The organism is Candidatus Electronema sp. JM (genome assembly GCF_048287415.1).
In the GTDB taxonomy this organism is placed as follows: domain Bacteria; phylum Desulfobacterota; class Desulfobulbia; order Desulfobulbales; family Desulfobulbaceae; genus Electronema.
Window position 1 is genome coordinate 26,400 of the sequence record NZ_JBLWEN010000013.1, and the last position, 24,353, is coordinate 50,752.

Below are 24,353 nucleotides of genomic sequence, written 5' to 3' on the forward strand. Positions count from 1 at the left end.
GGTCAGAGGCGCTCTACCAGCCGCCCGTCATCTCAGAGGAGCTTTTTCTGCACCGACACCACAGTGAGCGATATAATTTTCTTCAAGGTCTCCGGCACATTGTATCCTGTCAGCGCGCTGGCTTCAAAATACGGCACCTTCAATTTGCTGTTCAGATCCTGCTCCAGCACAGTGGTGGGAAGAATAGGAATGCCCTGATCGCGCAAATCCACCTTGTTGTACTGCATGACTAAAGGAATTTTGAAAATGGACTCTTTGTATTCCTTCAGATTTTCATGCAGCTGATTGAGGGAGCGGATATTTTTCTCCCGCATCGCCTCTTGCGCGTCAGCAACGAAAACAATGCCGTCAACACCCTTCAGCACCAGTTTGCGGGTGGCGTTGTACTTGACCTGACCGGGCACGGTGTAGAGCTGAATCTTCAGATCGTAGCCCTTGATTTTACCCATGTCAAAGGGCAGAAAGTCAAAGAAGAGGGTACGGTCGCCGTGCGTCTTCAGACTGACCATCTCAGACTGAATCTGCTTGCTGAATTTCCGGTTGATATACTCCAAGTTGGAGGTCTTGCCGCCCCGGCCCGGCCCGTAATATACGATTTTGACTTGAACGATTTTTTCCCGCAGATTTATGAAGCTCAAGGCAGTCTCCCGCTGTATGAATTGATGCTGTCGGCGAATGCAGTGTGAAGCCGAGAATCCTTTATTTGCCGCTTCCCCAGAGCTTGCGTATCTGCTCCAGCGCTTTCACCACATTCAGCCTGAGGAAGCCCAAGGATATGTGCTTGCCGAACATGGTGATCAGCAGCAGCTCCTCATCAATTTTCGAGAAATGGATGTTGCAGTCTGTGCCCTTGTGAAAAAGGAGCGAGAACTCCTGCTCGCCGACCAGTTTGGCCATTGCGTCAACCGTGGCGAAGTTGCCGGCTGCCAGAGCGGCGAAGGAATAGACATCATATTTCGCGGCGCCGTTGTCCTTCGCGGTGATGATGTTCCCGGCCATATCAATGATGATAACACAGTCCACACCGATCTTGATGAGCTGCTCGGACAGTATTTCATCAATCTTTTCAAGCTGTTCTTGGCTGACTACACCGTAGTTCATCTGATACCCTCATTCGCTGTGCTTTGGTTGTCCGGCAGGTCGCTGCGGCCGGTCTGTCTCCATCTGTTGACTATACGCCAGATAATCCGGGATATGAAGCTGTTTTTAAATCGCTTTGCCGATTTCTGCTGTTTCGCCGCAGCCTGCTGAAGCGGGCAGGTCTCAACGGAATTTTCCGGCCTGCCCGCAATTTTGTCAAGCCCCGTCTTCGTCAGCGAAAAACAGCCACGCTTCTCTTCCGTCTTATTTGGCCGTGCCGCGTTGAGGCAGCCTGCGTATCCGGGAAATTGTGCCGAGATAGATCTTTTCCGAAACATCGTCCAGGATATGCTTGACCGCCTCATCCTCTGAACTCGCCTTCTGCGCGACCGTGTTGTAGTCCTCAGTCCAGATTTGGTTTGGCTCTTCCCAGAGGATTTTGTTGTTTTGCAGGTCTTTCAGCACGTACCGCAAGGTCAGCTCCACCTTGACATTTGTCGCGGTGGATGCGCTGTTCCAGCCAATGCTGGGCAGATGGATGGAGACTATCTCGCCAGCTAAAATCAGGTCTGCGCCGGTCTTTTCTTTGGTCAGCTTGATTGTATCCGATTTGAGGAACCATTCAGATAACGAATTGTACATCGTGCTGTCAATGCCGAGTTTGTCGGTGCGGTTTTTCCAGGTCGGCATGTAGATGGACACTGCTGGCCCGTCATAGACGGCAGGAAAATAGTAGCCTGAACAGCCGCCGAGCAGCAGGGCAAGGCAGGCTAACGACAGCAGGATTGCAGATAGTTTGCTCACAGTCAGCTCCGTTGGAAGTTTGCGCCTGATCATCTGATGACAATATTAACCAGTTTGCCTTTGACCACAATGATTTTTTGAACCGTCTTGTCCGCGATGAAGCTGGCCACTTTTTCATCAGTCAGAGCCTGCGCCTTCAGCTCCTCCTCGCCGGTGGCCGCCGGAACCGTCAGGCGGCCCCGCAGCTTGCCGTTGACCTGCACAACAATGGTCAACTCATCCTCCTCAGCCGCCGCCGGGTCGAATCTCGGCCAAGCCTGCGTCTGCAAGGTCTGGCTGTGGCCGGTGATTTGCCACAGTTCCTCGCAGAAATGCGGCACCATCGGGAAGAGCAGGAGCAGCACGGTTTCGAGAGCCTCGCGCAGCACACTGCGGTCAGCAGGCTGGGCGGTCTCCGCCGTGATTTGGTTGACCAACTCCATCACCCCAGAAATGGCGGTGTTGAAATGAAAATCTTTTTCGATGCTCTCTGTCACCCGGCGGATGGTCTGATGGGTCTTGCGGTGCAATTGCCGGTCAGCAAGCGAAAGGCTGCCGATGTCAACCGCGCCCGCATTTTCCGGGGCGAAGCAGTCCAAGCTGGCGTGAATCAGGCGGAAAACCCGGCTGAGGAAGCGGAAGCAGCCTTCCACGCCCTGACTGTTCCATTCCAGATCGCGCTCCGGCGGGGCGGCGAAGAGGGCGAAAAGCCGCACCGTGTCCGCGCCGTACTGCTGAATCAGATTGTCGGGGTCAACCACGTTGCCCTTGGATTTCGACATCTTGGCCCCGTCTTTGATCACCATGCCCTGCGTGAGCAGATTGGTGAACGGCTCGTCAATGTTCAAATAACCAAGATCGCGCAGAGCTTTAGTGAAGAAGCGTGAATAGAGCAGATGCAGAATCGCGTGTTCCACGCCGCCGATATACTGATCCACCGGCAGCCAGTATTTCGCCGCCTCCTGATCCAAGATGCCGTCCTCTTTGCGTGCGCTGGTGTAGCGGGCAAAGTACCACGACGACTCCATAAAGGTGTCCATGGTGTCGGTCTCGCGCTTGGCGGGCTGGCCGCATTTCGGGCAGGTCGTGGCATAAAACGCCTCCTGCTGATGCAGCGGGGCATGGCTGCCGTAAGGCGACTCAGTGCCGGGCAGCACCACCGGCAGCTGCTCCGCCGGAACCGGCACTGCGCCGCAGCTCTCGCAATGAATGACCGGAATCGGCGCGCCCCAGTAGCGCTGGCGGGAAATGCCCCAGTCGCGCAGCCGCCACGTGATGTGCGCCTTGCCGAAGCCCTGCTTTTCCGCTTCGGCAATCACCGCTTTCTTGGCTTCTCCTGAAGGCAGTCCGTTGAATTTACCGGAATTGATCAGCACACCATCGCCTTCCCAAGCCGCCTCCATGCTTGCGCCGTCTAACGGCTCGCCCGTCGGCTGCACCACTAGACGCACCGGCAGACCGTATTTGCGGGCGAATTCAAAGTCGCGCTGATCGTGGGCAGGCACGGCCATGACCGCGCCGGTGCCGTATTCCATCAGGACAAAGTTGGCGACATAAATCGGCACCTTGTCGCCGGTGAATGGATTGAGGCAGTATTTGCCGGTGAAAATGCCGTGCTTCTCCGGCTCCTGATCCAAAGCCATGCGCTGCTTTTCCAGCAAAGTCTGCTCGATGAAGCCGCGCACCGCCGCTTCCTGCTCCGTGCCCGCAATCAACGAGTCAATCAGCGGATGCTCCGGGGCCAAGGACATGAAGGTCACGCCGAAAATGGTGTCCGGGCGGGTGGTGAAAATGGTGATTTTCTCATCGCGGCCTTCAACTTGAAAATCGCAGGCCAAGCCTTGGCTTTTGCCGATCCAGTTGCGCTGCATGGTCACGACTTTTTCCGGCCAGCCGCCCAGCTTGTCCAAATCAGCGAGCAGCTCCTCGGCGTAGTCAGTGATCTTGAGGAACCAGCCGTGCATGATTTTCGGCACCACCTGCTGATCGCAGCGCCAGCAGCAGCCGTTGATAACCTGCTCGCGGGCCAGAACCGTGGCGCAGCCCTCGCACCAGTTGAGGGTGGTCTTTTTGCGATAGACCAGACCTTTTTCTAAAAGTTGCAGGAATACGAGCTGCTCCCAGCGGTAGTACTCCGGGCGGCAGGTGGCGATTTCCCGGTCCCAGTCGTAGCTGAGGCCCATCGCCTTGAGCTGGCCGCGCATATAGGCGATATTGCTGTAGGTCCACTGCGCCGGATGCACGCCGGACTTGATGGCCGCGTTCTCGGCGGGCAGACCGAAAGCGTCCCAGCCCATCGGGTGCAGGACGTTGAAGCCGCGCATCCGCTTGTAGCGGGCCACCACATCGCCGATGGAGTAGTTGCGGGCATGTCCCATGTGAATGCGCCCGGACGGATATGGGAACATCTCCAGAACGTAATATTTAGGCCGCTGCGGATCCGCGCTGACTTTGTACGGTTTTTCCGTCAGCCACCTCTGCTGCCATTTGGTTTCAATGCTCTTGAAGTCGTATCTCAAAGGTTCCTGTCTGCTGGTGTCCATGATCGCTTGTCCTGCCGAATTGAAAAATTGCGCTGCCCGGAGCAGCATACAACGCGGCGTTTTTTCTGCACAGCAAAAAATGCGCGGCGGCCCCTTTCAGCCGTAGGAGGCCTCATGCGGAGGATTCAAGTCGCTGTAATTCTCGAACGAGGTGTATTCGCCAAGGAAGGTCAGCCGGACTGTGCCGGTCGGCCCGTTGCGCTGCTTGCCGATGATCACTTCGGCGATGCCTTTGTTCGGGTTCTCCGGCGACTTGTTATAGACCTCATCTCGGTAAATAAACATAATAACATCAGCATCCTGTTCTATTGCTCCGCTTTCACGCAAATCCGACATCATGGGCCGTTTGTCGGTGCGGCCCTCCAAGCTGCGGTTGAGCTGGGACAAGGCAAGCACCGGCACGTCCAGCTCTTTGGCCATCGCCTTGAGCGAGCGCGAGATTTCGCTGATTTCCTGATTGCGGTTCTCAGAGCCGGAGCGGCCCTGCATGAGCTGGAGATAATCCACCACCACCAACCCAAGACCGTGCTCGGATTTCAGCCGCCGGGCCTTGGCCCGCATCTCCAGCACCGTGAGACCGGCGGTGTCATCAATATAAATCGGCGACTCGGTGAGCATCCCAGTTGCTCTGGTCAGCTTGGCCCAGTCCTCTTTAAAAAGATGGCCGGTGCGGATGCGCTGCGCATCTAACTTGCCCACTGAACAGAGCATCCGCAGGGCAAGCTGCTCTGATGACATTTCTAGACTGAACACAGCGGTCGGCACCTTGCCGGACACAGTGGCGTGCTGAACGATGTTCATGGCCAAGGCAGTGTTGTGCGTGACCACGTAATCGTCGGTGACATAGAGCTGCGACGGATGGCTGACCGCGATGCACTGCGTTTCCGTCACCCGCGACGGGACAATGCTGCGGAGATTCAGCCGCCGGATGCGCTTGTTTCTCTTCCTCGCTGACGCAGGAATGCGCAGCTTGCAGAAACAAACAGTCTGCCCAGCATGTGCTCCACGCTTGGGCATGGCTGCTGCAAAGCAGGCTGAACCGCCGAGAGAGCGGACAAGCCGCACTACGTTTTCTGCTAGCTGCCTGCTGATCGTGCGGAAGCGGACTGCTCTGGATTTTGTCCGGCATTTTTTGCCGAGAAGGCTGGCAAGCAGGCGGAGGCGGTCGGCACGAGGCGTGTTCAGGCAAGCCGGAAAAATAACTTTTTCCTCTGCTTGCCAAGGTGCTGCCGCCGTGCCAAATTCGCCGCTGAAGGTGTCAATCCATATCCGGTTCTGATACCGTTTCCGCTCCAGCATATCCAGCAGTTTGGCGGTGCTGACAACGCGGGGGGCGGGCCAGTTTCTGTAATGAATCCGCCAAAGATGCTCGGCGCAGCATTCAGCGGAGCGGCCATCGGCAAAGGTGAGCCGGTATATCTGCCGCCTGCCCTGCGGATAGATGCCTGTCACTTCCGATGGCTTGCCATCAATGGATGCCAGCGACTCGCCAAGGCGGAGTTCGTCCATGCGCTTGAAGCCTTCGGCGGTCAGCACGCGGGCATCCAGCGGCTGCGCTTTGCCCATTGAGGGCCGCGCTGCCAGAATAACCAAGTCCGAGGGCTGCAACCCGGCGGTCATGCGGTCCAATTCCGTGTAGCCGGTGGCCACGCCGGTGATGTGCTCTTTGCGTTCGGCAAGGCGCGTCACCCGGTCAAAGGCTTTGGGCACAATCCGGCTCATCGGCTCGAAGCCCTGTTTTTTGCGCGACTGGGCGACTTCAAAAATGGTCTGCTCGGCCCGGTCAACCAGCATGTCAATATCACCCTGGGCATCGTAGCAGCGGGCGGCCAGCTCGCTGCTGGTCTGGATCAGCCGCCGCAGCACCGCCTTCTGCCGGATGATGTTGGCATGATGCACCAGCATTCCGGTGAAGGGAATGACTTGAGTCAGCTCGCTCAGGTATGTCGCTCCGCCCGCTTTTTCCAGCCGGTTGCGATCGCGGAGAAAATCAGTGACAGAAAGTGAGTCGTGCGGAGCCTGCAATTCAAAGAGCGTCACCAAGGCATCGTAGATAACCTTGTGGCGTTCCAGATAAAAATCTTCCGGCTGGAGCAGCTCCACCACTTTGAGCAGAGCTTTGTCCTGAATCAGAATGATTCCGAGCAGGGAACGTTCAACCTCGATATTTTGCGGCGGCACCTTCCCAAGGCCTGATGACGGCTGGGAAGGAAAAGGAAAAACGGCTGGTTGCTGGTCAGGCAGCGGAGACATCACTCAAGAAGCGGTGTTTTTGAACTGCCGCCTGCCTGGACAAAAAAGGCAGAGCAAAAAAAACGACTGCGGCGCATGGCTGATGCGCCGCAATATTTGCGGAACAACAAAAAAAACGGGGAAAAACTACGCAGCAGCTATCTCCGCCGTCACCTGCACGGTGATATCCGAAGTCATCTGATAGCCGACTTTGATTGCAACTCTGAACTCGCCGATGCTTTTGATTGCGTCTTTGATCAAGATGGCTTTGCGATCCACCGCGATGCCCAGCTTGGCGAGCTGCTCGGCGATGTCGCCGTTGGTGACGGAGCCGAACAGACGGCCTTCATTGCCCGTCTTGCGAGCCAAGGAAACCGTCAGGTTCTCCAGTTTGGCAGCCAAGGCTTCGGCATTTTTCTTTTCCTCGGCAAGCCGCTTGGCAATCGCCGCTTGCTCCTTCTGAAGCCGCGCCATGCTGGCCTTGTTCATTGCCACGGCAAAATCGTTCGGAATCAGATAATTGCGGGCGTAGCCGGGCTTGACATTGACCACCTCGCCTTCACGGCCCAGGGTGTCGATGGTTTTTCTCAGTATAATTTCCATAATCTATGCCTCATCGGTTGATGGCTGGCCGCCGGGCGGCTGCGCCGTTAGCTGCTCAGGAGGAACTGTCCGCTTGCTGCCCGTGCTGGGCGAGCTTGCGGAAATCAGCCCAAGTGTCTGCCACGCCGGTCACGGCCAGCAGCAGCATTCCATATCCTTGGGCTGCAACAAAAAAATACAAAATTGCCCGCCAGAAAGTTGGAACATGCCAGCGGTGCAGAAGATGGGCGAAAATCGCTAACCCTTGAAAAAAATACAGCAGACCAGCTACTGCAGCCAGCGTGTATCCGGCCTGCGCCGCCCAGCCGCTGCCGAACAGCGACAGACCGACGGCAATGATCAGCAGCCAGATCAGCGGCTCCGGCAGCCGCCAGCAGCGGTATTCCGGCCAAACCGCCTTGTCCGGGCGGAACCTGCGCAGCAAGCCGCTGCCGAGCACCAGATTCAGCCAGACGGTCAGCAGCGCACCGCCTGCCAGCAGGCCGGGAAGAAGTTTGGCCACCAGCCCGCTGCTGCGGATATCTGCCACAAGAGCCACAATTTGCTGGCTGACTTCTTCAGGCAGCTCCGCGCTGCGGCGGGCTTCCTCAACAAGCTGGAGCAGTGATGTATCCAGCAAGGCCAGCAGGTTGCCATATGGCTGATCGCCTGTCAGCACGCTCTGAAGCAGCCAGAAGGCCAGCCAGAGCAAACTGAACACGGCCAGTCCTGCGCCGCCTGCCTCGACTGGAGACAGCGTCTTGCTTGCGCTGTGGTGCAGGCTCCAGCCCAAGGGCAGCATCGCCAAAGAAAATACAAACAATGCAGGCTCGCCTGCCAGCAGCACACCACCTGCCGCCAACAGCAGGCCGTTCCGCAGCTGCGCAAGGGCTGTCCGTTCATCCTGCCCAGTCCGCAGCAGCAGGAAAACCGGCACAGCCAGCAGCATGTCCAGCCATGCAAACAGCGGGCTGGCGGCGGGCAGAAAAAAACAGCCCGCGATCAGCAGGGTCTGGACGGATACCGGCAGCCGCCCGCTGTCGCCACGCCCGGCCATTGCCGCCGGATTAAAGCTGCACGATGCCGGAATACGGCAGCAGAGCCAGATGACGGGCGCGTTTGACCGCTTCAGTAAGCTGGCGCTGATGGCGGGCGCAGGTGCCGAAAATCCGCTTCGGCACAATTTTGCCGCGCTCGGTGACAAAAGCCTTCAAGGTTTTGATATCCTTGTAGTCAACTTCCTGCTGCTTGTCAGCGCAGAATTTGCAAACCTTGCGGCGGTGGAAGACTTTCTTGGTCTTGGTAGTGGGAGCAGTCATGATCAATATCTCCTATGCATGAATAGTCAGGCGGGCGGCTCAGGACAGCTCGTCTTCCAGTTCCGGGGCGATGCTGCTTTCCGCATCGCCGCTCTCTCTGCCTTCCGCCTCAGCGGCACGGGCCGCCGCCAGCGCGGCAATCCGCTCCTTCACCTGCTCAATGCCTGCCGCGTCAATGGTGTCGGCCAGCTTGATGGTCAAATAGCGCAGGATGCGGTCGTCAATGCGGAAAATGCGCTCAAGCTCTTTGACCGTGCTGCCGGGCGCGGCGAAATTCATGCAGACATAGCAGCCCTGCGATTCTTTTTTGATATCGTAGGCCAGCTTTTTAATGCCCCAGCGGCTGATGTCAATCACCGTGCCGCTGTCGCCGGTGATGATTGCGGCAGTGCGGTCAGTTATTTCCGCAAACTGCGCCTCGCCCAAGCTGGGGCGCATGATCCAAGTCACTTCGTAATGACGCATGATTCCTCCTCGTGGTCATAGATGGCCCTCGCTGATTCCTGTGGGAGAGCGAGAAGGGACAGTAAATACAAACAGGCCGGAACTGTTCCGGCGGGATTGAACCGGAAAATATAGCGTGGATGCCGCCGCAGTGTCAACAGAAATAAAAAATCAGGCGGAATGCTGCCGCAGATCGGCGGCGATCAGGTCGGCATAAAGACCCTGCCGGGCCAGCAGCTCCGCATGGCTGCCCAGCTCGGCCAATCTGCCCTGATGAAAGACGGCGATCCGGTCGGCCTGCCGGACCGTGGAGAGCCGATGGGCGATCACCAGCAGGGTGCGGCCCGTGAAGCCGTTGCGCAAAGCCTGCTCCAAGAGCTGTTCCGCCTCGCTGTCCACCGAGGAAGTTGCCTCGTCGAGAATCAGCACCGCCGGGTCACGGCAGAGGACGCGGGCAAAGGCGACGAGCTGCTTTTCTCCGGCGGACAGGTCAAGCCCGCCTTCGCCGATGCGGGTGTCCAGCCCTTGCGGCAGCTTGGCGGCAAAGACATCCAAGCCGGTGCGGACAAGAAGTTGATACACGTGCGAACGGGTTAAGCCGGTGTCTTGGCGGATGTTGGCCAGCAGGCTGTCCGGCTCGATGAGCGGGTCTTGCAGCACCAAGCCGATCTTGCGGCGCAGGAGCTGCGGAGCGAATTCGCGCAAGTCGTGACCGTCCAGCAAAATCCGCCCGGCGGTCGGATCATAAAAGCGGACAAGGAGGCTGACCAACGTGGATTTGCCTGCGCCGGTCGGGCCGGTGATGGCCAGCGTTTCTCCGGCCTGAATATGCAGGCTGATGTCATGCAGCACCGCCTTGCTCTCTTCGTGGGCTTGGGGCTGGCCTTCGCTGTCTTCCTCCTGCTGATAGGCAAAGCTGACCTGCTCAAAGCGGATGTCGCCACGGATGCGCCCGCTGTCCAAATGCAGGGGGTGCGTCGGGGCAATGATGCTGCTGGAGATGTCTAGCAGCTCGAAAATCCGCTCCGCTGAAGCCAAGGCGGACTGCACCACCGAATATTTGCGGGCAATTTCCTGCATGGGCTGAAAAAACAGGCGCATGTAGGCGAGAAACGCGGTCAGCTCGCCCAAGGTCAGCCGCTGCTGAAGCGCTTCGCCGCCGCCATGCCAGAGAATCAAGGCCATCGCCAACGAGGACAGCACTTCGGTCAGCGGCATGAAGGTGCCGAACCGCCGGATCAGACTCAGGTTGCGCTCTAAATAAATGCTGTTCAGCTGGCGGAATCTGACCAGACTGTCCGCCTCCCGGCCATAAATTTGCAGCACCCCGACAGCGGACAGCACTTCGCTGAGAAAGGCGTTCAGCACAGCCAGTTGGCTGCGGATGGCCCGGAAACCGTCGCGGGCGATGCGGGAGAAAAATTGGGTGAGGAGCAGGGAAATCGGCAGAAAAACCGTCATCAGCAGGGCGAGGCGGACATTGAGCAGATACAGGGCTGCGAGAATGCCGACGAGCTTGAGCAGGTCGTTGAACAGTGTCACCATGACCAAGCTGAACATATCATTCATGTTCTGGATGTCGTTGGTCAAACGGGTGACTAAACGGCCTGCCGGATGAGCGTGAAAAAAAGCGAGGTCCAGCGAGAGCAGGTGCTGATACAGGCGGCTGCGGAGCTGGTGCATGACGGACTGGCCGACATACTCCATCGCCACCACTTGGCCGAAGCCTGCGGCAAAGGCCAAGGCTGAGGCCAAGCCATAGAGCAGAGCGGCATCCATGAGGCCGTCCAGCCGCTCTGCGCCCCCGCCTGTAGCCATGCAGGAGTCAATCGCGTGCTGAATCAGTTTCGGCTGCAACACTGTCGCCCCGGTGGCCAGCAGCGAGAGCAAAATGCTCACGCCGATGCTGATCCGTTTGACGCGGCAAAGGCTGAAGATGCGCCGCCACAGGCGGAAATCGGAAACCCGTCCGGCCTTGCCTTCTTCAAAATAACCGAATCCGCGCATCAGCATCCTCCTTGCCCTGCTGCCTGCGGGCGGCATCCTGATAATAGACATTGCGGGCCATGAGCAGGGCATGGCTGCCCTGCGCGGCAACGCTGCCCTGATCTAAAAGCAGGATGTGATCGGCATGGGCCAGCAGCTGCACATGATGCGAGACAACGAGCAGGGTTCTGCTCCGCTGCCGGGCGCAGAGGCGGGCGAAAACCGCTGTGGCGGTCTCAGCATCCAAGGCGGAAAGGGCATCGTCAAGAATCAGAATAGGCCGATCCGCCAGCAGGGCGCGGGCGATGGCGAAGCGCTGCTTCTGGCCGCCGGAAAGGCGCAGCCCTTTTTCGCCAATCCGGGTCTGATAGCCTTCCGGCATGGCCATAATTTCATCATGCACTGCCGCCAGCTTGGCTGCCGCCATAATTTCCTCCAACGGTGCGTCCGGCTTGGCTAAACTGATGTTTTCCGCTGCCGTGCCGGAAAACAGCGCGGTGTTCCGGTCAACCCAGCTGACATGCCGCCAGATCAGGGCGGTGTCGAGCTGGTTCACGTCATGGCCAGCGAACAAATAGCTGCCGTCCGCAACCGGATACTGCCGGAGAAGCAGGCGGCAGAGAGTGGATTTGCCGGAGCCAGTTCTGCCGGTGATGCCGAACACGCCGGGGCCGATTTCCAGATCAATGTCGCGCAGTGCCGGAGTGATGGTGCCGGGATAGGAAAAGCTCAGGCGGCGCAACGAAATATGCGGACGGCTTTGCAGGATGACCGGCTGCGTCGTTGTGCGCAGGCTGGCGTTGACAGCCGAGCCAGCCTCCAGCAGGCGGGAGATGCGGGCCAGCGAGGTCAGCCCTCGGCGGATGAGACTGGTTGACCAGCCCACCGTGGCTAACGGCAGGGACAGCATGGCGAAATAGGTGATGAAGGCAACAAAATCACCCAAGGTGATTTCCTGCCTGATCACCATGCCGCCGCCAGAATAAAGCACCAGCAGAGTGCCGAGGCTGCCGGTCAGCATGGCAAGGGGCATGAGCAGGCCATGAACCATCGCCGCCCGGATGTTGCTGCTGACGTATTCTTGGCCAAGCTGCCCGAACTCGCGGATTTGCTGCTCCTCTCTGGTGCAGCTTTTGATCAGCCGAATTGAAATCAAGGTGTTGCGGGCGGATTCCGTCAGCAGGCTGAATTGAGATTGCACCCGCTCAAAGCGGCGGTGCAGCTCGCGGGAAAGAAAAAACGTGCTGAAGGCCAGCAGCGGCAGCGGCAGCGCGGCAATCACGGTCAGAGGCGGGCTGATGTGGAGCATGAAAAAAACAGCGATGGCGGCCATAACCCCGACATCAATGGCAGCAGCCAAACCCATGCCAAAGGCGAGCTGCACCGCGCTGAGATCATTGCTGGCATGAGCCATGATTTCGCCCGGCGGATGGCGGTCAAGATAGGTTTGATCCATGCCGAGAACATGGGCGATGAGCTGGTCGCGCAGGGCAGTTTCCAAGTGCCGGGAAAAACCAACCAGCAGGGTGCGCCAGACATAGCGGAGCAGGCCGACGGCGACTGCGGTCAGCGTCATATAGAGGGCAAGCATGAGCAGCCGCTGTTGGTCAGCAATGCCTTGCGTCAGCTCGTCCACGCCGGTTTTCAAATAGCGGGGCAGAGAAAGATGGAGCAGATCGCTGGCCAGCAGGGCAAGAACAACGAAGAGCAGGCGGCGGCGGAAACGGCGGAACAACGGGCAGAGCAGAGCGGTCAGAACGCCCGCCGCACCAGCGGTCGGCTCAGGCTTGCGGGACATATTGCGCATCTGGAAAGAAAAAACCGGGCCGACGGAATGCGGCCCAGCAGGCTCACTGCTCTTCGCCGAGCAGCTTTCTGATGGCGGAGAGCAGCACTTCCATTGGGAACGGTTTGGCGAGCACTTCGTCTGCGCCCAGCTCCTTGGCCGCAGGCAGGTAGGTTTCCGGCCCGATCCGTCCGCCGCCGGAAATGGCGATGATCTTCATCGCCGGAAAATTTTTCTTGATGTAGCTTATCGTTTCCATGCCTTCTTTTTCCGGCATGATCAAATCAGTGACGACCAAGTCGAAAGGCTGCTTATCGAGCAGCCGCTGCCCTTCCCGGCCATTCAGGGCGGAGGCGACGGCAAAGCCCGCCATCTCAACCCCACGGACCAATGCTGGCAGCAGCTGCTCGTCATCGTCCATAATGAGTATTTTCCGCATGTTCTCCCCCTTTTTTCCTCTAACAGAACGCGGCGATTGCGTTTCGTGGCAAGTTTCCTTTATTCATTATACTGCATCGCTTACGGAATCCGGCTGCGAAAAACATGCTCGCGGAAAAAAGCGACCAGCCGCTCCTGCCGCCGCACCGTCTCGGCCTGCTTGGCGACTAAGGCCGAGGGGCCGCTTTTCATCATCTCCATCATGTGGTCGATGCTGGGGGCAAAGCGGTTGTCCAAATACCAGGCGAAAAGCAGGCCGAAGAGCAGGCCCGGCGGCAGAAAGCCGTCCTCGCCGTTGACTGTGCGGGCGTAGAGCCGCTTGCGCCGGTCAGGGCGGGACATTTTGGCAAGCTGGAGATATGCGTCAAGCTGCTCGATGCTGAGGAAGCCGTTCAAGTCGTGCTGGTCGCGGACGGTCAGCCAGTAGATCCGGCCCACCTGGTGCTCATGGAAGAGCACTGGCTCGATCTGTTTCTCGGCGCAATAGTTGCCGAGCAGCGACTGACCGACAGCCACGAGCAGCGGCATCTCCAATTTGGCCGCATTATCGGCTAAATCCTCGCGCAGCGTCAGGCAGCCGTCCTCTGGATTGTAGTAGGAGAAGACGTTGTCCCACTGCTGGCTGCGGCTCCAGCGGGCCGGGCTGACGAGGCAGATGCCCCGCACCGCGCTGAGGTGGCCGGGGTGGATGTCCGGGTGCCGCCAGAGGATTTCGCAGACCGCCGCTGACAGCCGTTCCCGCTCGGCAGGCTCCACGTCCTTGCTCTGCTCGGTGAGGAGGCTGACCTGGCGGAAGCTCAGGCCGCTGATGATGCGGCTGATCTCCTCATGGCGGATGCAGGGCAGGATGCGGTCAGGGCAAATGCTCGGCGGGCCGGGCTGCGGCGGCTTGCGGCGCACGGTCGGCGGCGGGGGATCAGCGAGGAAGCCGCAGGCCCGCAGGCCCCAGAGGGCGCGGACTGCCAAGGCCAAAGCCGCCGGGTCGTGCTGAACTACATTTTCCTGCCGGAGCAGCTCGCGGGAGAATATCCGCGCCTGCACCGGCTCGAAGCCCAGCGTGCGCACTTGCTCGCTGTCCACATAGATCGGCTCTTTTTTCTCGATGGCGTAGCTTTGCAGCACCGAGCCAGGGATGTCCGCCATGTCCAAGGTGAGGACGTGCGAGAAGAGGCCCTCGATGCCGCCGGGGATGTTGTGATTGTACGCCCGGATGAGGTCGGAGACATGAAAACGCTTCTCCGGCGCGTCCAGCGTGGCATCGGTCTCGCCCTGCTGCACCCAGATGTTGGCCATGAGGAGCTTCATCGCCTTGCTGCTGCGGATCAAGTCTGCCAGACCAGGCACTTGCAGGATCGGGATGATGGATGTGTAGAGGCTGCCGGGCGCAAAAATGATGATGTCAGCCCGCCGGAGCTGTTCGGCGGCCTCTTCCGGCATGACCGGCGCTTCGGCGAAGCGCGCGCTGACCCGCTCGACCGGCCAGCCGCGCTCGGCCAAGCCTGCTTTAGACTCGCCGGTGACCAGCACGCCGCTGCTGTACAGCACTTGTAGCTGGGCCGGTGTCACCGTGCAGGGGAGCGCCGCCTTCCGTCCTGCGCCGATGGCCAGCGACAGTTCAGCTATGCCGTCCAGCGTGGCGGCTTGCAGCCTTTTTTGATTGGCGATCAGCTCGGCGGTGCGGAAAAAAGCTGGCAGCTTGCCGTACACCGCTGCCGCGATCAGCAGATTGCCAAGACATTGAGGCCGTTGCAGGGCGGCCTTCATGCGCTGGTCGTTGAACAGCCGCCGCATCAGGTCGGAGAGATAGCCTGTCAGCGGCGCGGGCAGCCGTTCCGGGGCTGCGCCGCTGCGTTTCCAGAGCTGGTCGGGCGATTCCGGCGGCGCGGTGAAGCGGAGATTGAAGATGCCGTGCAGCATTCCCGCCACGTCGGCAGCTTCCTTGTCATTCAGGCGGTACTGATTCTTCAGATTGCCGCTGCGCACCGACGAAAGCAGGACGTGACGCAGGTCACCGAGGCCGATGAGCGGGAAATCCTTGAGCATCTCCCCGGTCGAGCCGCCGTCGTCGGTCACGCAGACAAGGGAGCTGAGGTTCGGGAAGACCTCCTTCAGGCCGCTGAAGGGGTTCAGCCGCCATTCAGGCCGCCGCGAGTCCCCGCCGACAGCGCGGGACAGCCCGGTGCCGCCGCCCAAGGCCACCACGCGCAGGCTGCTGACATCAAAAGTGCGCAGCGATTCCGCCAGCTGCTGCCATTCCCTGTCGCAGCCATGCACGCCCGGCGGCGGCTCTTCGCCCAAGGCCAAAGCGAGCACGCGCTCCGGCAGGCTGCCTTTGCCGAGGAAATCCAAAGGGGCAAACCGCTTCGTGCTGAGTCCCTGCAAGACCTCTTGCAGGAAGCTGATCCTGTTCTCCGCCATCTTTCATCCCATAGTTCAGTGATTATTCCTGTCTGGCGAGCCGCTTTTCCGATCCGGCGACACGTCGAACGTATGGCTGCAATGCGTTCATCGTATCAAAAGAGCGGTTGAACGTATAGCAAGGATACGTTCAATGTATCCAGCCTCTATGTTCTGCGTATTCGGCGATGCGTTCTCTCGCCAGGGCGGGGCTTGAACTGCGTTCGTATTATGACCATCAGTTGCCTGCGCTGCAACTCTTTTCAAAATTTTGGCGATCAGATGGCGTGAAGATCAGGCCAGCCGTGCCTGCGCGGCGCGGGGCCTGCCCGCCCAGTCTGGCAGCACGCTGATCTGCTCATACACGCCCTCGCGGCGCAGGGCGGACTCGGTTTCTGCGGCGATGTCCGCGCCGATCTCCAGGAACAGCCAGCCGCCGGGCCGCAGGAGCCGGGTTGCGCCTGTGCAGATGGCCTCAATAATCTCCATGCCGGACGGCCCGCCGGACAGAGCCAGATGCGGCTCCCAGTCGCGCACTTCCGGCTGCAAGCGCGGAATATCGTCCGCTTTGATGTAGGGCGGATTGCTGACAATGAGATCAAAAAGCGGCGTAGGCTTGAATGCCGCAAGCAGGTCGGCGCAGAGCAGACGGACGCGCTCTTCCAGCCCGTGGCGGCGGAGATTGGCTTGGGCAACAGCCAATGCAGCCAAGGAGCAGTCCGAAGCCGTCACATCTGCTTCAGGCAGCTCTTTGGCCAGCACAGCGGCAATCACTCCGCTGCCGGTGCAGAGATCAAGTGCTTGGCGCGGACGGAAGTTTTCTCGGTTCAGCGTCGAAAGAACATGCTCCAGCAGGAATTCGGTTTCCGGGCGGGGAATAAGAACTGCGGGACTGACGAGGAACTTCATGCCCCAGAATTCGCAGCGACCGATGATGTGCTGAAGCGGCTCACGCTGGCATCTGCGGCGGAGGAAATCGTGCAGGCGGGCGGCCTGTTCCGGCGGCATCTCTTCATTCTGCCGGAGAAAGAGACCGCTGCGCGACAGACCGAGACAGTGCCGCAGGAGCAGCTCGGCTTCCAACGCGCTGTCTTCAACGCCAGCCTCGGCAAGGGCGGCGGCAGTTTCTTTGAGAACTTGGTAAACAGTAGCAGGGGCGAAAAATTTTTCGCCCCTGCAAACCTTGCCGCTCAATCCAAGCCCTTGAGGGCTTCAGTCTGGTAATGGGTGACGAGCGGCATGATCACTTCCTCCAGTGCGCCGGACATGATCTGATCAATTTTGTAAATCGTCAGACCGATGCGGTGGTCTGTGACCCGGCCCTGCGGGAAATTGTAGGTGCGGATGCGCTCGCTGCGGTCGCCGCTGCCGATCTGGCCTTTGCGGTCAGCGGAGATTTTGTCGCTGCGCTCCTGCTCCATGCTGTCCAAGAGCCGCGCCCGCAGGATTTGCAACGCCTTGGCTTTGTTCTTGAGCTGCGAACGTTCGTCCTGGCAGGTGACAACCAAGCCGGTGGGCAGATGCGTGATCCGCACCGCCGAATCCGTGGTGTTGACCGACTGGCCGCCCGCGCCGGATGAGCGGTACACATCAACCTTCAGCTCGTGCGGGGCGATGTTCAGCTCCACTTCCTCGGCTTCGGGCAAAATAGCTACGGTCACCGCCGAAGTGTGTATGCGGCCTTGGGTTTCAGTCTCCGGCACCCGCTGCACCCGGTGCGTGCCCGACTCATACTTGAGCTTGGAATAGACCTGATGCCCAGCTATCAGGGCGATCAGCTCCTTAAAACCGCCGATGCCAATGGGATTGGAACTCATCACCTCGACACGCCAGCCCTGCGTTTCCGCATAACGCGAATACATGCGGAAGAGATCGGCGACAAAGAGCGCGGCCTCGTCGCCGCCTGTGCCGGCCCGGATTTCCAAGAAGATGTTCTTTTTGTCGTTGGGATCAGGCGGCAGAAGCATGATTCTGATTTCCCGCTGCAAGTCCTCCTGCCGCCGGGTCAGCTCATCCACTTCGGCCCGCGCCAGCTCGGCCAGCTCCGGGTCTTGATCAGCGTTGCGGAGCAGCTCGCGGCTTTCAGCCAAATCACGCCCGGCCTTCTCGTAGTCCTCATGCAACGTGCAGAGCCGCGCCACTCGCGAATGGTCGCGCACCACCTCCTGATATTTCTTCTGATCCTGCACCAGCTCAGGTTCGGAGAGCTGCCGCTCCAAGGCGGAGAGCTTTTCGTGAATGTCAGTCAGGCGGTCAAACATGAGTGTTGCGATGCGAAAGAGGAGAATGCGGCGGCAGAAAAAAACAACTGCATGACCGTGTTGCCGCAGTCATGCAGTTATTGGAGAAATTACGCGGTCTTCTGCTCGAAGTGTTTGGCGTATTTCTTCTTGAATTTCTCAATCCGGCCTGCGGTGTCGATCAGCTTCTGCTTGCCGGTGAAGAAGGGATGGCAGGCGGCGCAGATTTCCACGTTGAGGGACGCGTTGACGGAGCCGGTGGCGATCTCGTTGCCGCAGGCGCATTTGGCGTTGATTTTGTGGTATGCAGGATGAATGTCTGGTTTCATGGCGTTCTCAGCCTCCGGGAAACGCCGCGCAGGGCGGCAGCAAAATTTAGCAGTTGACAGAAGGGGCATTATACCCGTTCCGCCCTGTTTGAAAAGCAAAAACTGGCAAAGACCGCTGCCTCAGCTGTTCATGGAGGCGAAAAACTCGGCGTTGCTCTTGGTGTGCTTGATTTTCTCCAAGAGAAATTCCATCGCGTCCGCCGGATTCATTGACGAGAGCAGCTTGCGCAGTATCCACATCCGGTTCAGCTCGTCCGCCGACAGGAGCAGGTCTTCCTTGCGGGTGCCGGATTTCTGAATATTGATCGAGGGATAGATGCGGCGGTCGGAGAGCTTGCGGTCCAGGACGATCTCCATGTTGCCGGTGCCTTTGAACTCCTCGAAAATAACTTCGTCCATCTTGCTGCCGGTTTCCACCAAGGCCGTAGCGAGGATGGTCAGGCTGCCGCCCTCCTCAATGTTCCGCGCCGAGCCGAAGAAGCGCTTGGGCCGGTGCAGGGCGTTGGCCTCCACGCCGCCGGAGAGAATCTTGCCCGAAGCCGGGGTGACGGTGTTGTAGGCGCGGGCCAGACGGGTGATCGAATCCAGGAGGATGACCACGTCCTTGCGGTGCTCGACCAAGCGGCGTGCCTTCTCAATCACCATTTCGGCCACTTGAATATGCCGCTGCGGCGGCTCGTCAAAGGTCGAGCTGACCACTTCCGCGTCCACGCCGCGCTGCATGTCGGTGACCTCCTCAGGCCGCTCGTCAATCAGCAGGACAATGAGGATGATTTCCGGGTGATTTTTGACAATGGAGCGGGCGATCTGCTGCATGAGCACGGTCTTGCCGGTGCGCGGCGGGGCGACGATCAGGCCGCGCTGTCCTTTACCCAGCGGCGAGACGATATTCATGATCCGGGTCGAGTAGTTGTCCGGTTCAGACTCCAGATTGATCGGCTCGTTGGGATGCAGCGGGGTCAGGTTGACGAAAAGGGTCTTGTCGTTGGTCTTTTCGGGCGGATCGTAGTTGACGCTGTCCACCTTGAGCAGGGCGAAGTAGCGCTCATTTTCTTTCGGCGCGCGCACCTCGCCTTCAACGGTGTCGCCGGTGTTCAAGTTCAGGCGGCGGATCTGCGAAGGAGAAACATAGATGTCATCCGGGCCGGGCAGATAGTTGTAGTCCGGTGCCCGCAGGAAGCCGAAGCCGTCTTGCAGCACCTCCAGAACCCCGCTGCCCCGCAGCTTGCCGTCTTCATCGGACTGCGATTTGAGGATGGCGAAAATCAGATCCTGCTTGCGCATGGCGCTGTAGCCTTCAATCTTCAAATCGGCGGCCAACGCGACCAGCTCTTTGATTTTTTTGTGTTTCAAATCATTGGGATTGATCATCAGGGGTTCCTTCCTCCTCAATGGGCAGGTGCGGTGAACAAGAAAAGATTCCGGCAGCAGGGCCGGAGCGGACAGTCAGCAAGCAATGGATGCGGAACGGCAAGGAATGGCAAAAATCGTCAGGAAGACGGTTTAAAAAGAGGCTGTTTGCAGTCGGCTAACGGAAATAAAAATGAAAAAATTCTGGCCCGGCAGGCGGAAGCTGGTGCTGCTGTATTGAACGGAAAATAACAGAACGACAGGAATTGAACGGCTGCTGAACTTTATTGTTTTACTGGGCCGCTGTCAAGATTTTTTCCCGGCAGCGGCGGAAAAAACTGCGGCAACTTGAGGCAGCTTGATCAAATAATGGCAAGTTATGAGTGATGAACCGGAACATACTTAAAAATATATTGAATTTATTTGAAAAAAATAATATAACAGCAAGATGTTCCGGCTTGATGTGATGTTTGCTGCCGACCTTCCAATTGGTGAATGCAGGTAAAAAAATATTTCTATATTTTTTAAAACTATGGAGAAAAAATTTGCGTGATGGCAAAAAATGCGGTTATTTTAACCTTTGCTAAACAATTTTTTATAAAAAAATATATTATGTGGTCGTAAGAGTAGTATATAATATTAAAAAATGAAATATATTTATATATTGATAGCGCAATGCGGACTTTTACAAAACTTACTCCTAAACTATCAGCAAATTTAACCGTATGGAGTTCAGTTGAAATACACTACGGTATTACATGTGAATATTGGTGATACATCTGAATATTGGTGATACATCTGAATATTGGTGATACATCTGAGTTATTGTAAAAAATATTTTTTGTATGAATGCATCTTCGGTAAACTCATGTGAAATCCCTCCTCCGCATCCACGCCATTTTCACCAAAGAGCTGCGCCAGCTCCGCCGCGACCGCATGACCTTTGGCATGGTGGTGATGATTCCCTTCATTCAGCTCATGCTCTTCGGCTACGCGATCAACACCAACATCCGCAATATTCCTGCCGGGCTGGTGGATCAGAGCCGCAGCAGCCTCAGCCGCCAGCTTGTCCAGACGATCAGCGCAAGCCAAGTGCTCAAATTCATTGCCCAGTATCCTGATGTCCGGCAAGCGGAGGCGGCCATCGCCAGCGCAAAGGTGCGGGCGGTGCTGGTCATCCCGCCTGATCTTGCCGGACGGCTGGTCAGTCATCCTGCCGCCGGGCTGCCGTCTGCGGACAGAAAAAGCAGCCGTCCGCTGGCGCAATGGCTGGTTGACGGCGCAGACCCGGTGATTGCCGGAGCGGTGAAAAGTCTGCGCAACATGCCGCTGACGGAGCTGCTGCGCACCCCAGTTCAGTCCAGCCCGCCAACCTTTGAAGTAACGCTGCTCTACAACCCGGAGCAGCGCACTGCCGTCAACACCGTGCCGGGCATTGTCGCAGTGATTTTGACCATGACCATGATCATGTTCACTTCTGCCGCGATTGTCCGCGAGAGCGAGCGCGGCAACATGGAAATGCTGATCACCACGCCGGTGCGCCCGCTTGAGCTGATGCTGGGCAAGATTGTGCCGTACATGTTCATCGGCGGGTTGCAGGTGACGATCATTCTCGGTCTTGGTCATTTGATCTTCAAAGTGCCGATCAACGGCAGTCTGCTTCAGCTTGCCGGGGCTACATTGCTCTTCATTGCCGCCAGTCTGACGCTGGGCCTGGTTATCTCCACCATTGCCAAAAATCAGTTGCAATCCATGCAGATGACGATATTTGTCCTCCTGCCATCCATTCTTCTCTCCGGCTTCATGTTTCCTTACGAGGGAATGCCGCTGCCCGCCCAGCGCATTGCCGAAATCCTGCCAGCCACTCATTTCATCCGCCTGATTCGGGGCGTGGTGCTGCGCGATGTGCAGCTCATCAACATGCCGTATGACATCGCCTTTTTCGCCTGCTTCATCGTCGTTGGCCTGACTGCGGCCTCGCTGCGTTTCAAAAAGCGGCTGGATTAGGGCTGGTGGTATTTTGCCAAAAAAGTGTTTCAGCCAGTTCTGGCGTATACGATGAATTCCATCCGTTCGTTTTTAGAACACACCTGCCAGCAAGGCGAACTTCGCCTGCTTGATCTGCATCTTGGCTTATTTTTAGAAAAACAGGCGGGCCGCGCCAGCCAAGGCGGGAAGAACAGCGGTCTGCTGCTGGCCGCGACGCTGACCAGCGCGGCGGCAGGCGGTGGCCATGTTTGCTGGCCGCTGGCGGAGCGCGAGGCACTGCCCTTCCAACTGCCGCCCGCCATTCTGCCTGAACCTGACCGCTGGCGGCGCAGCCTCTTGACCAGCGGCGTGGTCGGTCAGCCGGGTGAAATTGCCCCGTTGATTCTTGATCAGCAGAATCGGCTTTACCTGCACCGCTTTCATCAAGCTGAAGAGCAGATTGCCCGTGAACTGCTCCGCCGGGCCAAAGCGGACACGCCGATTGACTTGGAAACACCCCGGCCTCTTTTGCAGCAACTTTTCCCCGGCCAAACCAGCGGCCCGGACTGGCAGCAGGCGGCGGCAGCAATGGCCTTGCTCAAGCCGCTATTGGTGATTTCCGGCGGGCCAGGCACGGGCAAGACCTACACCGCCGCCCGCATCATCGCCCTGCTCCAGAGTCTGCACAACGGCAACAGGCCCTTGCGTGTAGCCTTGGCCGCGCCCACCGGCAAGGCGGCGGCCCGCTTGGATGAATCCATCCGCGCCGCCCGCCGGAGCCTGCCTGAAGGCTTGGGCCGCGCTCTGCCCGATCAGGCCCAGACCCTGCATCGCCTGCTGGGAGCGCGGCCCGGCAGCGAGGATTTTCGCTATAACCGCGACAACCCGCTGCCGCTTGATCTGCTGTTGGTGGATGAGGCCTCAATGATTGATCTGCTGCTGATGGCCGCCCTGCTGGATGCCCTGCCGTCTGATGCCCGGCTGATCCTGCTCGGCGACCGCAGTCAGCTCGCTTCGGTGGAGGCGGGCAGCCTCTTCGCCGACCTCTGCGGCAGCGGCGAACCAGCGTGGTCAAAATTACTCCGCACCCAGCTTGGTCAGCTCACCGGCCAAAATTTTCCGTCCGCCATTGGCCAGAGCGGCCCGCTGGCAGACTCCTGCGTCTTGCTCCGCACCGGCCACCGTTTTCAGGGTGGAAGCGGCATTGGCAGCTTGGCGGCGGCGGTGAACAGCGGCTCGGTTGAGTTGGCAGAAGAGATTTTGGCCGCCAGCCTGCCGGATTTGGAATATGCTGAATGTGCTGGCCGCGAGCGAGAGGCTTGGCTGCGGACGCAGCTCCTGCGCGGCTTCCGGGGCATTGCCGAAGCGGCCTCGCTGGAGCAGGCCTTTGCGGCGATGGAGCAGTTCCGCCTGCTTTGTGCGGTGCATAAAGGGCCGAACGGCACTGAGACTATCAACAGCCTTGCCGCCGCCGTGCTGCGGCAGGCCGGGCTGATCAGCCGCCGGGAGACGGAATGGCAGCAAGGCAGGCCTCTGATCATCCTTCGCAATCAGTACGACCTCCAGCTTTTCAACGGCGACACCGGCCTGCTCTGGCATGACTCTGCCGGGCGGCTGAAGGCCTGGTTCCGCCGGGCGGACGGCAGCCTGCATCCGGTTTCACCCTCGCTGCTGCCGGAGCACGAGACCGCCTATGCCGTCACTGTCCATAAAGCCCAAGGCTCGGAGTTCGAGCAGGTGCTGCTCCTCCTGCCGGAGGAGGAGAGCCGCGTCCTCAGCCGCGAGCTGCTCTACACCGGCATAACCCGCGCCCGCCGCAGGCTGATCCTCTGCGCTGACCGCGAGCGGCTGGCCGCAGCCATGCGCACGTGCACCAAGCGGCACTCAGGGCTGGCGGAGAAGCTGCAACCCGAAACTGCTGTAAAAATACTTCTGGCAGCGGATGAAGTAACCAGCGATGATGAAACGAAATTGGCAGGCGGCAACGATTATGGCCTATATTAGACCTCTTGCATAAGTCGTAATTATTTGATAATAAACAGCTATGAAAAACGAAAACGTGTGTGTCCTCAGCGATGCAGATTTCAAAAGAGCAGTCGGTGTCCAACGTGACATTTTTAGTGTCATGCTGGAAGAAATAAAGAAGAATATAAGAGATTTTGGCCGTCCGCCAAAATTGAGCCGGGCTGATCAGCTTCTGATGACTCTGATGTATTGGCGTGAATACCGAACTGAGTTCCATATTGGAGTTTCTTATGGAATTAGTGAGTCGGCTGTCAGCAGGACAATCAAAAAAATTGTAGATGCTCTGATTGAATCAGAAATTTTTCATCTTCCAAGCGGAAAAAGAATATCATGCCGTTCCGTAAAAACAGTGCTGATTGACGCTTCCGAGCAGCCTGTCGAGCGTCCAAAAAAAGAGCCGACTCAGTTACAGCGGAAAGAAAAAATGCTTCAGTCAAAAAGTTCAAATAATCGCAGATTTTGAGACTGGAGAAATTCTTTCTTCTGATTTTTGCGATGGAAAAACGCATGATTTCAGACTGTTCAAGGAAAGCGGCGTTGCTGTGCAGCCTCATGTTCTTATTCTTGCAGATGCAGGATATCAGGGTATTTCAAAAATTCACAAGAACAGCAGAACTCCGTTTAAAAGGAAAAAGAACCGTCCACTGAGCGAAGAGCAAAAGAAGGAGAACAGAGACCTCTCAAAACAGCGGATAATAGTTGAGCATGTATTCAGAAAATTGAAAATATTCCGTATTCTTCGAGAGAAATACAGAAACAGGAGGAAAAGGTTCGGTCTCAGATTCAATCTTATTGCCGCCTGCTGCAATCTTGCAATTAGATTATCAAGTTAGAACTTATGCAAGAGGTCT

At 58.1% G+C, this 24,353-nt stretch carries 22 protein-coding genes; 5 read left to right on the top strand and 17 right to left on the bottom strand.

Going from position 1 to position 24,353, the window contains the following annotated elements; all coding sequences use genetic code 11:
• Positions 1–32: 32 nt before the first annotated feature.
• The 17 genes from ACNKH6_RS03145 to rho form a co-directional block, all read right to left on the bottom strand.
• Positions 33–638 carry a GTP-binding protein gene (locus tag ACNKH6_RS03145; RefSeq protein ID WP_417914093.1) on the bottom strand — a complete coding sequence of 202 codons (606 nt, stop codon included), beginning with the start codon at positions 636–638 and terminating at the stop codon, positions 33–35.
• Between the two features lie 61 nt (positions 639–699).
• A complete protein-coding gene (locus ACNKH6_RS03150) occupies positions 700–1,101 on the bottom strand; it encodes a roadblock/LC7 domain-containing protein (protein ID WP_417914094.1) in 402 nt (133 codons plus the stop codon).
• A 243-nt stretch (positions 1,102–1,344) separates the two neighbouring features.
• Entirely contained in the window at positions 1,345–1,884 is a 540-nt protein-coding gene (gene lptE / locus ACNKH6_RS03155; RefSeq protein WP_417914095.1) for an LPS assembly lipoprotein LptE, read from the bottom strand.
• A 29-nt stretch (positions 1,885–1,913) separates the two neighbouring features.
• Positions 1,914–4,382 (bottom strand): leucine--tRNA ligase, encoded by a 2,469-nt coding sequence (gene leuS, locus ACNKH6_RS03160; RefSeq protein ID WP_417914114.1) that lies wholly within the window; start codon positions 4,380–4,382, stop codon positions 1,914–1,916.
• Positions 4,383–4,502: 120 nt separating this feature from the next.
• On the bottom strand, positions 4,503–6,587 hold the full coding sequence (dnaB, locus tag ACNKH6_RS03165) for a replicative DNA helicase (RefSeq protein WP_417914096.1): 2,085 nt from the start codon (positions 6,585–6,587) through the stop codon (positions 4,503–4,505).
• Between the two features lie 198 nt (positions 6,588–6,785).
• A complete protein-coding gene (gene rplI, locus ACNKH6_RS03170; RefSeq protein WP_417914097.1) occupies positions 6,786–7,241 on the bottom strand; it encodes a 50S ribosomal protein L9 in 456 nt (151 codons plus the stop codon).
• Between the two features lie 55 nt (positions 7,242–7,296).
• Complete coding sequence (locus ACNKH6_RS03175) at positions 7,297–8,277, bottom strand: DUF2232 domain-containing protein (protein ID WP_417914098.1); 981 nt, start codon at positions 8,275–8,277, stop codon at positions 7,297–7,299.
• 10 nt (positions 8,278–8,287) lie between these two features.
• On the bottom strand, positions 8,288–8,539 hold the full coding sequence (gene rpsR, locus ACNKH6_RS03180) for a 30S ribosomal protein S18 (RefSeq protein WP_417914099.1): 252 nt from the start codon (positions 8,537–8,539) through the stop codon (positions 8,288–8,290).
• A gap of 39 nt (positions 8,540–8,578) precedes the next feature.
• The gene (gene rpsF, locus ACNKH6_RS03185) at positions 8,579–9,004 is read right to left on the bottom strand and encodes a 30S ribosomal protein S6 (protein ID WP_417914100.1); all 426 of its coding nucleotides are present in this window, start codon (positions 9,002–9,004) and stop codon (positions 8,579–8,581) included.
• Between the two features lie 150 nt (positions 9,005–9,154).
• Positions 9,155–10,990 (bottom strand): ABC transporter ATP-binding protein, encoded by a 1,836-nt coding sequence (locus ACNKH6_RS03190; RefSeq protein ID WP_417914101.1) that lies wholly within the window; start codon positions 10,988–10,990, stop codon positions 9,155–9,157.
• The gene (locus ACNKH6_RS03195; RefSeq protein ID WP_417914102.1) at positions 10,968–12,767 is read right to left on the bottom strand and encodes an ABC transporter ATP-binding protein; all 1,800 of its coding nucleotides are present in this window, start codon (positions 12,765–12,767) and stop codon (positions 10,968–10,970) included. The genes ACNKH6_RS03190 and ACNKH6_RS03195 overlap by 23 nt, the downstream gene beginning before the upstream one ends.
• 52 nt (positions 12,768–12,819) lie before the next feature.
• On the bottom strand, positions 12,820–13,194 hold the full coding sequence (locus ACNKH6_RS03200) for a response regulator (RefSeq protein ID WP_417914103.1): 375 nt from the start codon (positions 13,192–13,194) through the stop codon (positions 12,820–12,822).
• 80 nt (positions 13,195–13,274) lie between these two features.
• Positions 13,275–15,611 (bottom strand): gluconeogenesis factor YvcK family protein, encoded by a 2,337-nt coding sequence (locus tag ACNKH6_RS03205; protein ID WP_417914104.1) that lies wholly within the window; start codon positions 15,609–15,611, stop codon positions 13,275–13,277.
• Between the two features lie 273 nt (positions 15,612–15,884).
• Positions 15,885–16,784, bottom strand: a complete 900-nt coding sequence (gene prmC / locus ACNKH6_RS03210) for a peptide chain release factor N(5)-glutamine methyltransferase (protein ID WP_417914105.1) — start codon at positions 16,782–16,784, stop codon at positions 15,885–15,887.
• Positions 16,781–17,851: a peptide chain release factor 1 gene (gene prfA, locus ACNKH6_RS03215; protein WP_417914106.1), complete on the bottom strand. Its 1,071-nt coding sequence runs from the start codon at positions 17,849–17,851 to the stop codon at positions 16,781–16,783. The genes prmC and prfA overlap by 4 nt, the downstream gene beginning before the upstream one ends.
• Positions 17,852–17,940: 89 nt before the next feature.
• Positions 17,941–18,159, bottom strand: a complete 219-nt coding sequence (rpmE, locus tag ACNKH6_RS03220) for a 50S ribosomal protein L31 (RefSeq protein ID WP_417914107.1) — start codon at positions 18,157–18,159, stop codon at positions 17,941–17,943.
• 120 nt (positions 18,160–18,279) lie between these two features.
• A complete protein-coding gene (gene rho, locus ACNKH6_RS03225; protein ID WP_417914115.1) occupies positions 18,280–19,527 on the bottom strand; it encodes a transcription termination factor Rho in 1,248 nt (415 codons plus the stop codon).
• Between the two features lie 36 nt (positions 19,528–19,563).
• Between rho and ACNKH6_RS03230 the strand changes: the two genes are divergently transcribed.
• The 5 genes from ACNKH6_RS03230 (at position 19,564) to ACNKH6_RS03250 (ending at position 24,335) form a co-directional block, all read left to right on the top strand.
• Entirely contained in the window at positions 19,564–19,761 is a 198-nt protein-coding gene (locus tag ACNKH6_RS03230; protein ID WP_417914108.1) for a hypothetical protein, read from the top strand.
• A gap of 618 nt (positions 19,762–20,379) precedes the next feature.
• A complete protein-coding gene (locus tag ACNKH6_RS03235) occupies positions 20,380–21,516 on the top strand; it encodes an ABC transporter permease (RefSeq protein WP_417914109.1) in 1,137 nt (378 codons plus the stop codon).
• A 51-nt stretch (positions 21,517–21,567) separates the two neighbouring features.
• Positions 21,568–23,481 carry an exodeoxyribonuclease V subunit alpha gene (gene recD, locus ACNKH6_RS03240; protein ID WP_417914110.1) on the top strand — a complete coding sequence of 638 codons (1,914 nt, stop codon included), beginning with the start codon at positions 21,568–21,570 and terminating at the stop codon, positions 23,479–23,481.
• A gap of 40 nt (positions 23,482–23,521) precedes the next feature.
• A complete protein-coding gene (locus ACNKH6_RS03245) occupies positions 23,522–23,965 on the top strand; it encodes a helix-turn-helix domain-containing protein (RefSeq protein WP_417914111.1) in 444 nt (147 codons plus the stop codon).
• Entirely contained in the window at positions 23,859–24,335 is a 477-nt protein-coding gene (locus ACNKH6_RS03250; RefSeq protein WP_417914112.1) for a transposase family protein, read from the top strand. The genes ACNKH6_RS03245 and ACNKH6_RS03250 overlap by 107 nt, the downstream gene beginning before the upstream one ends.
• Positions 24,336–24,353 lie beyond the last annotated feature (18 nt).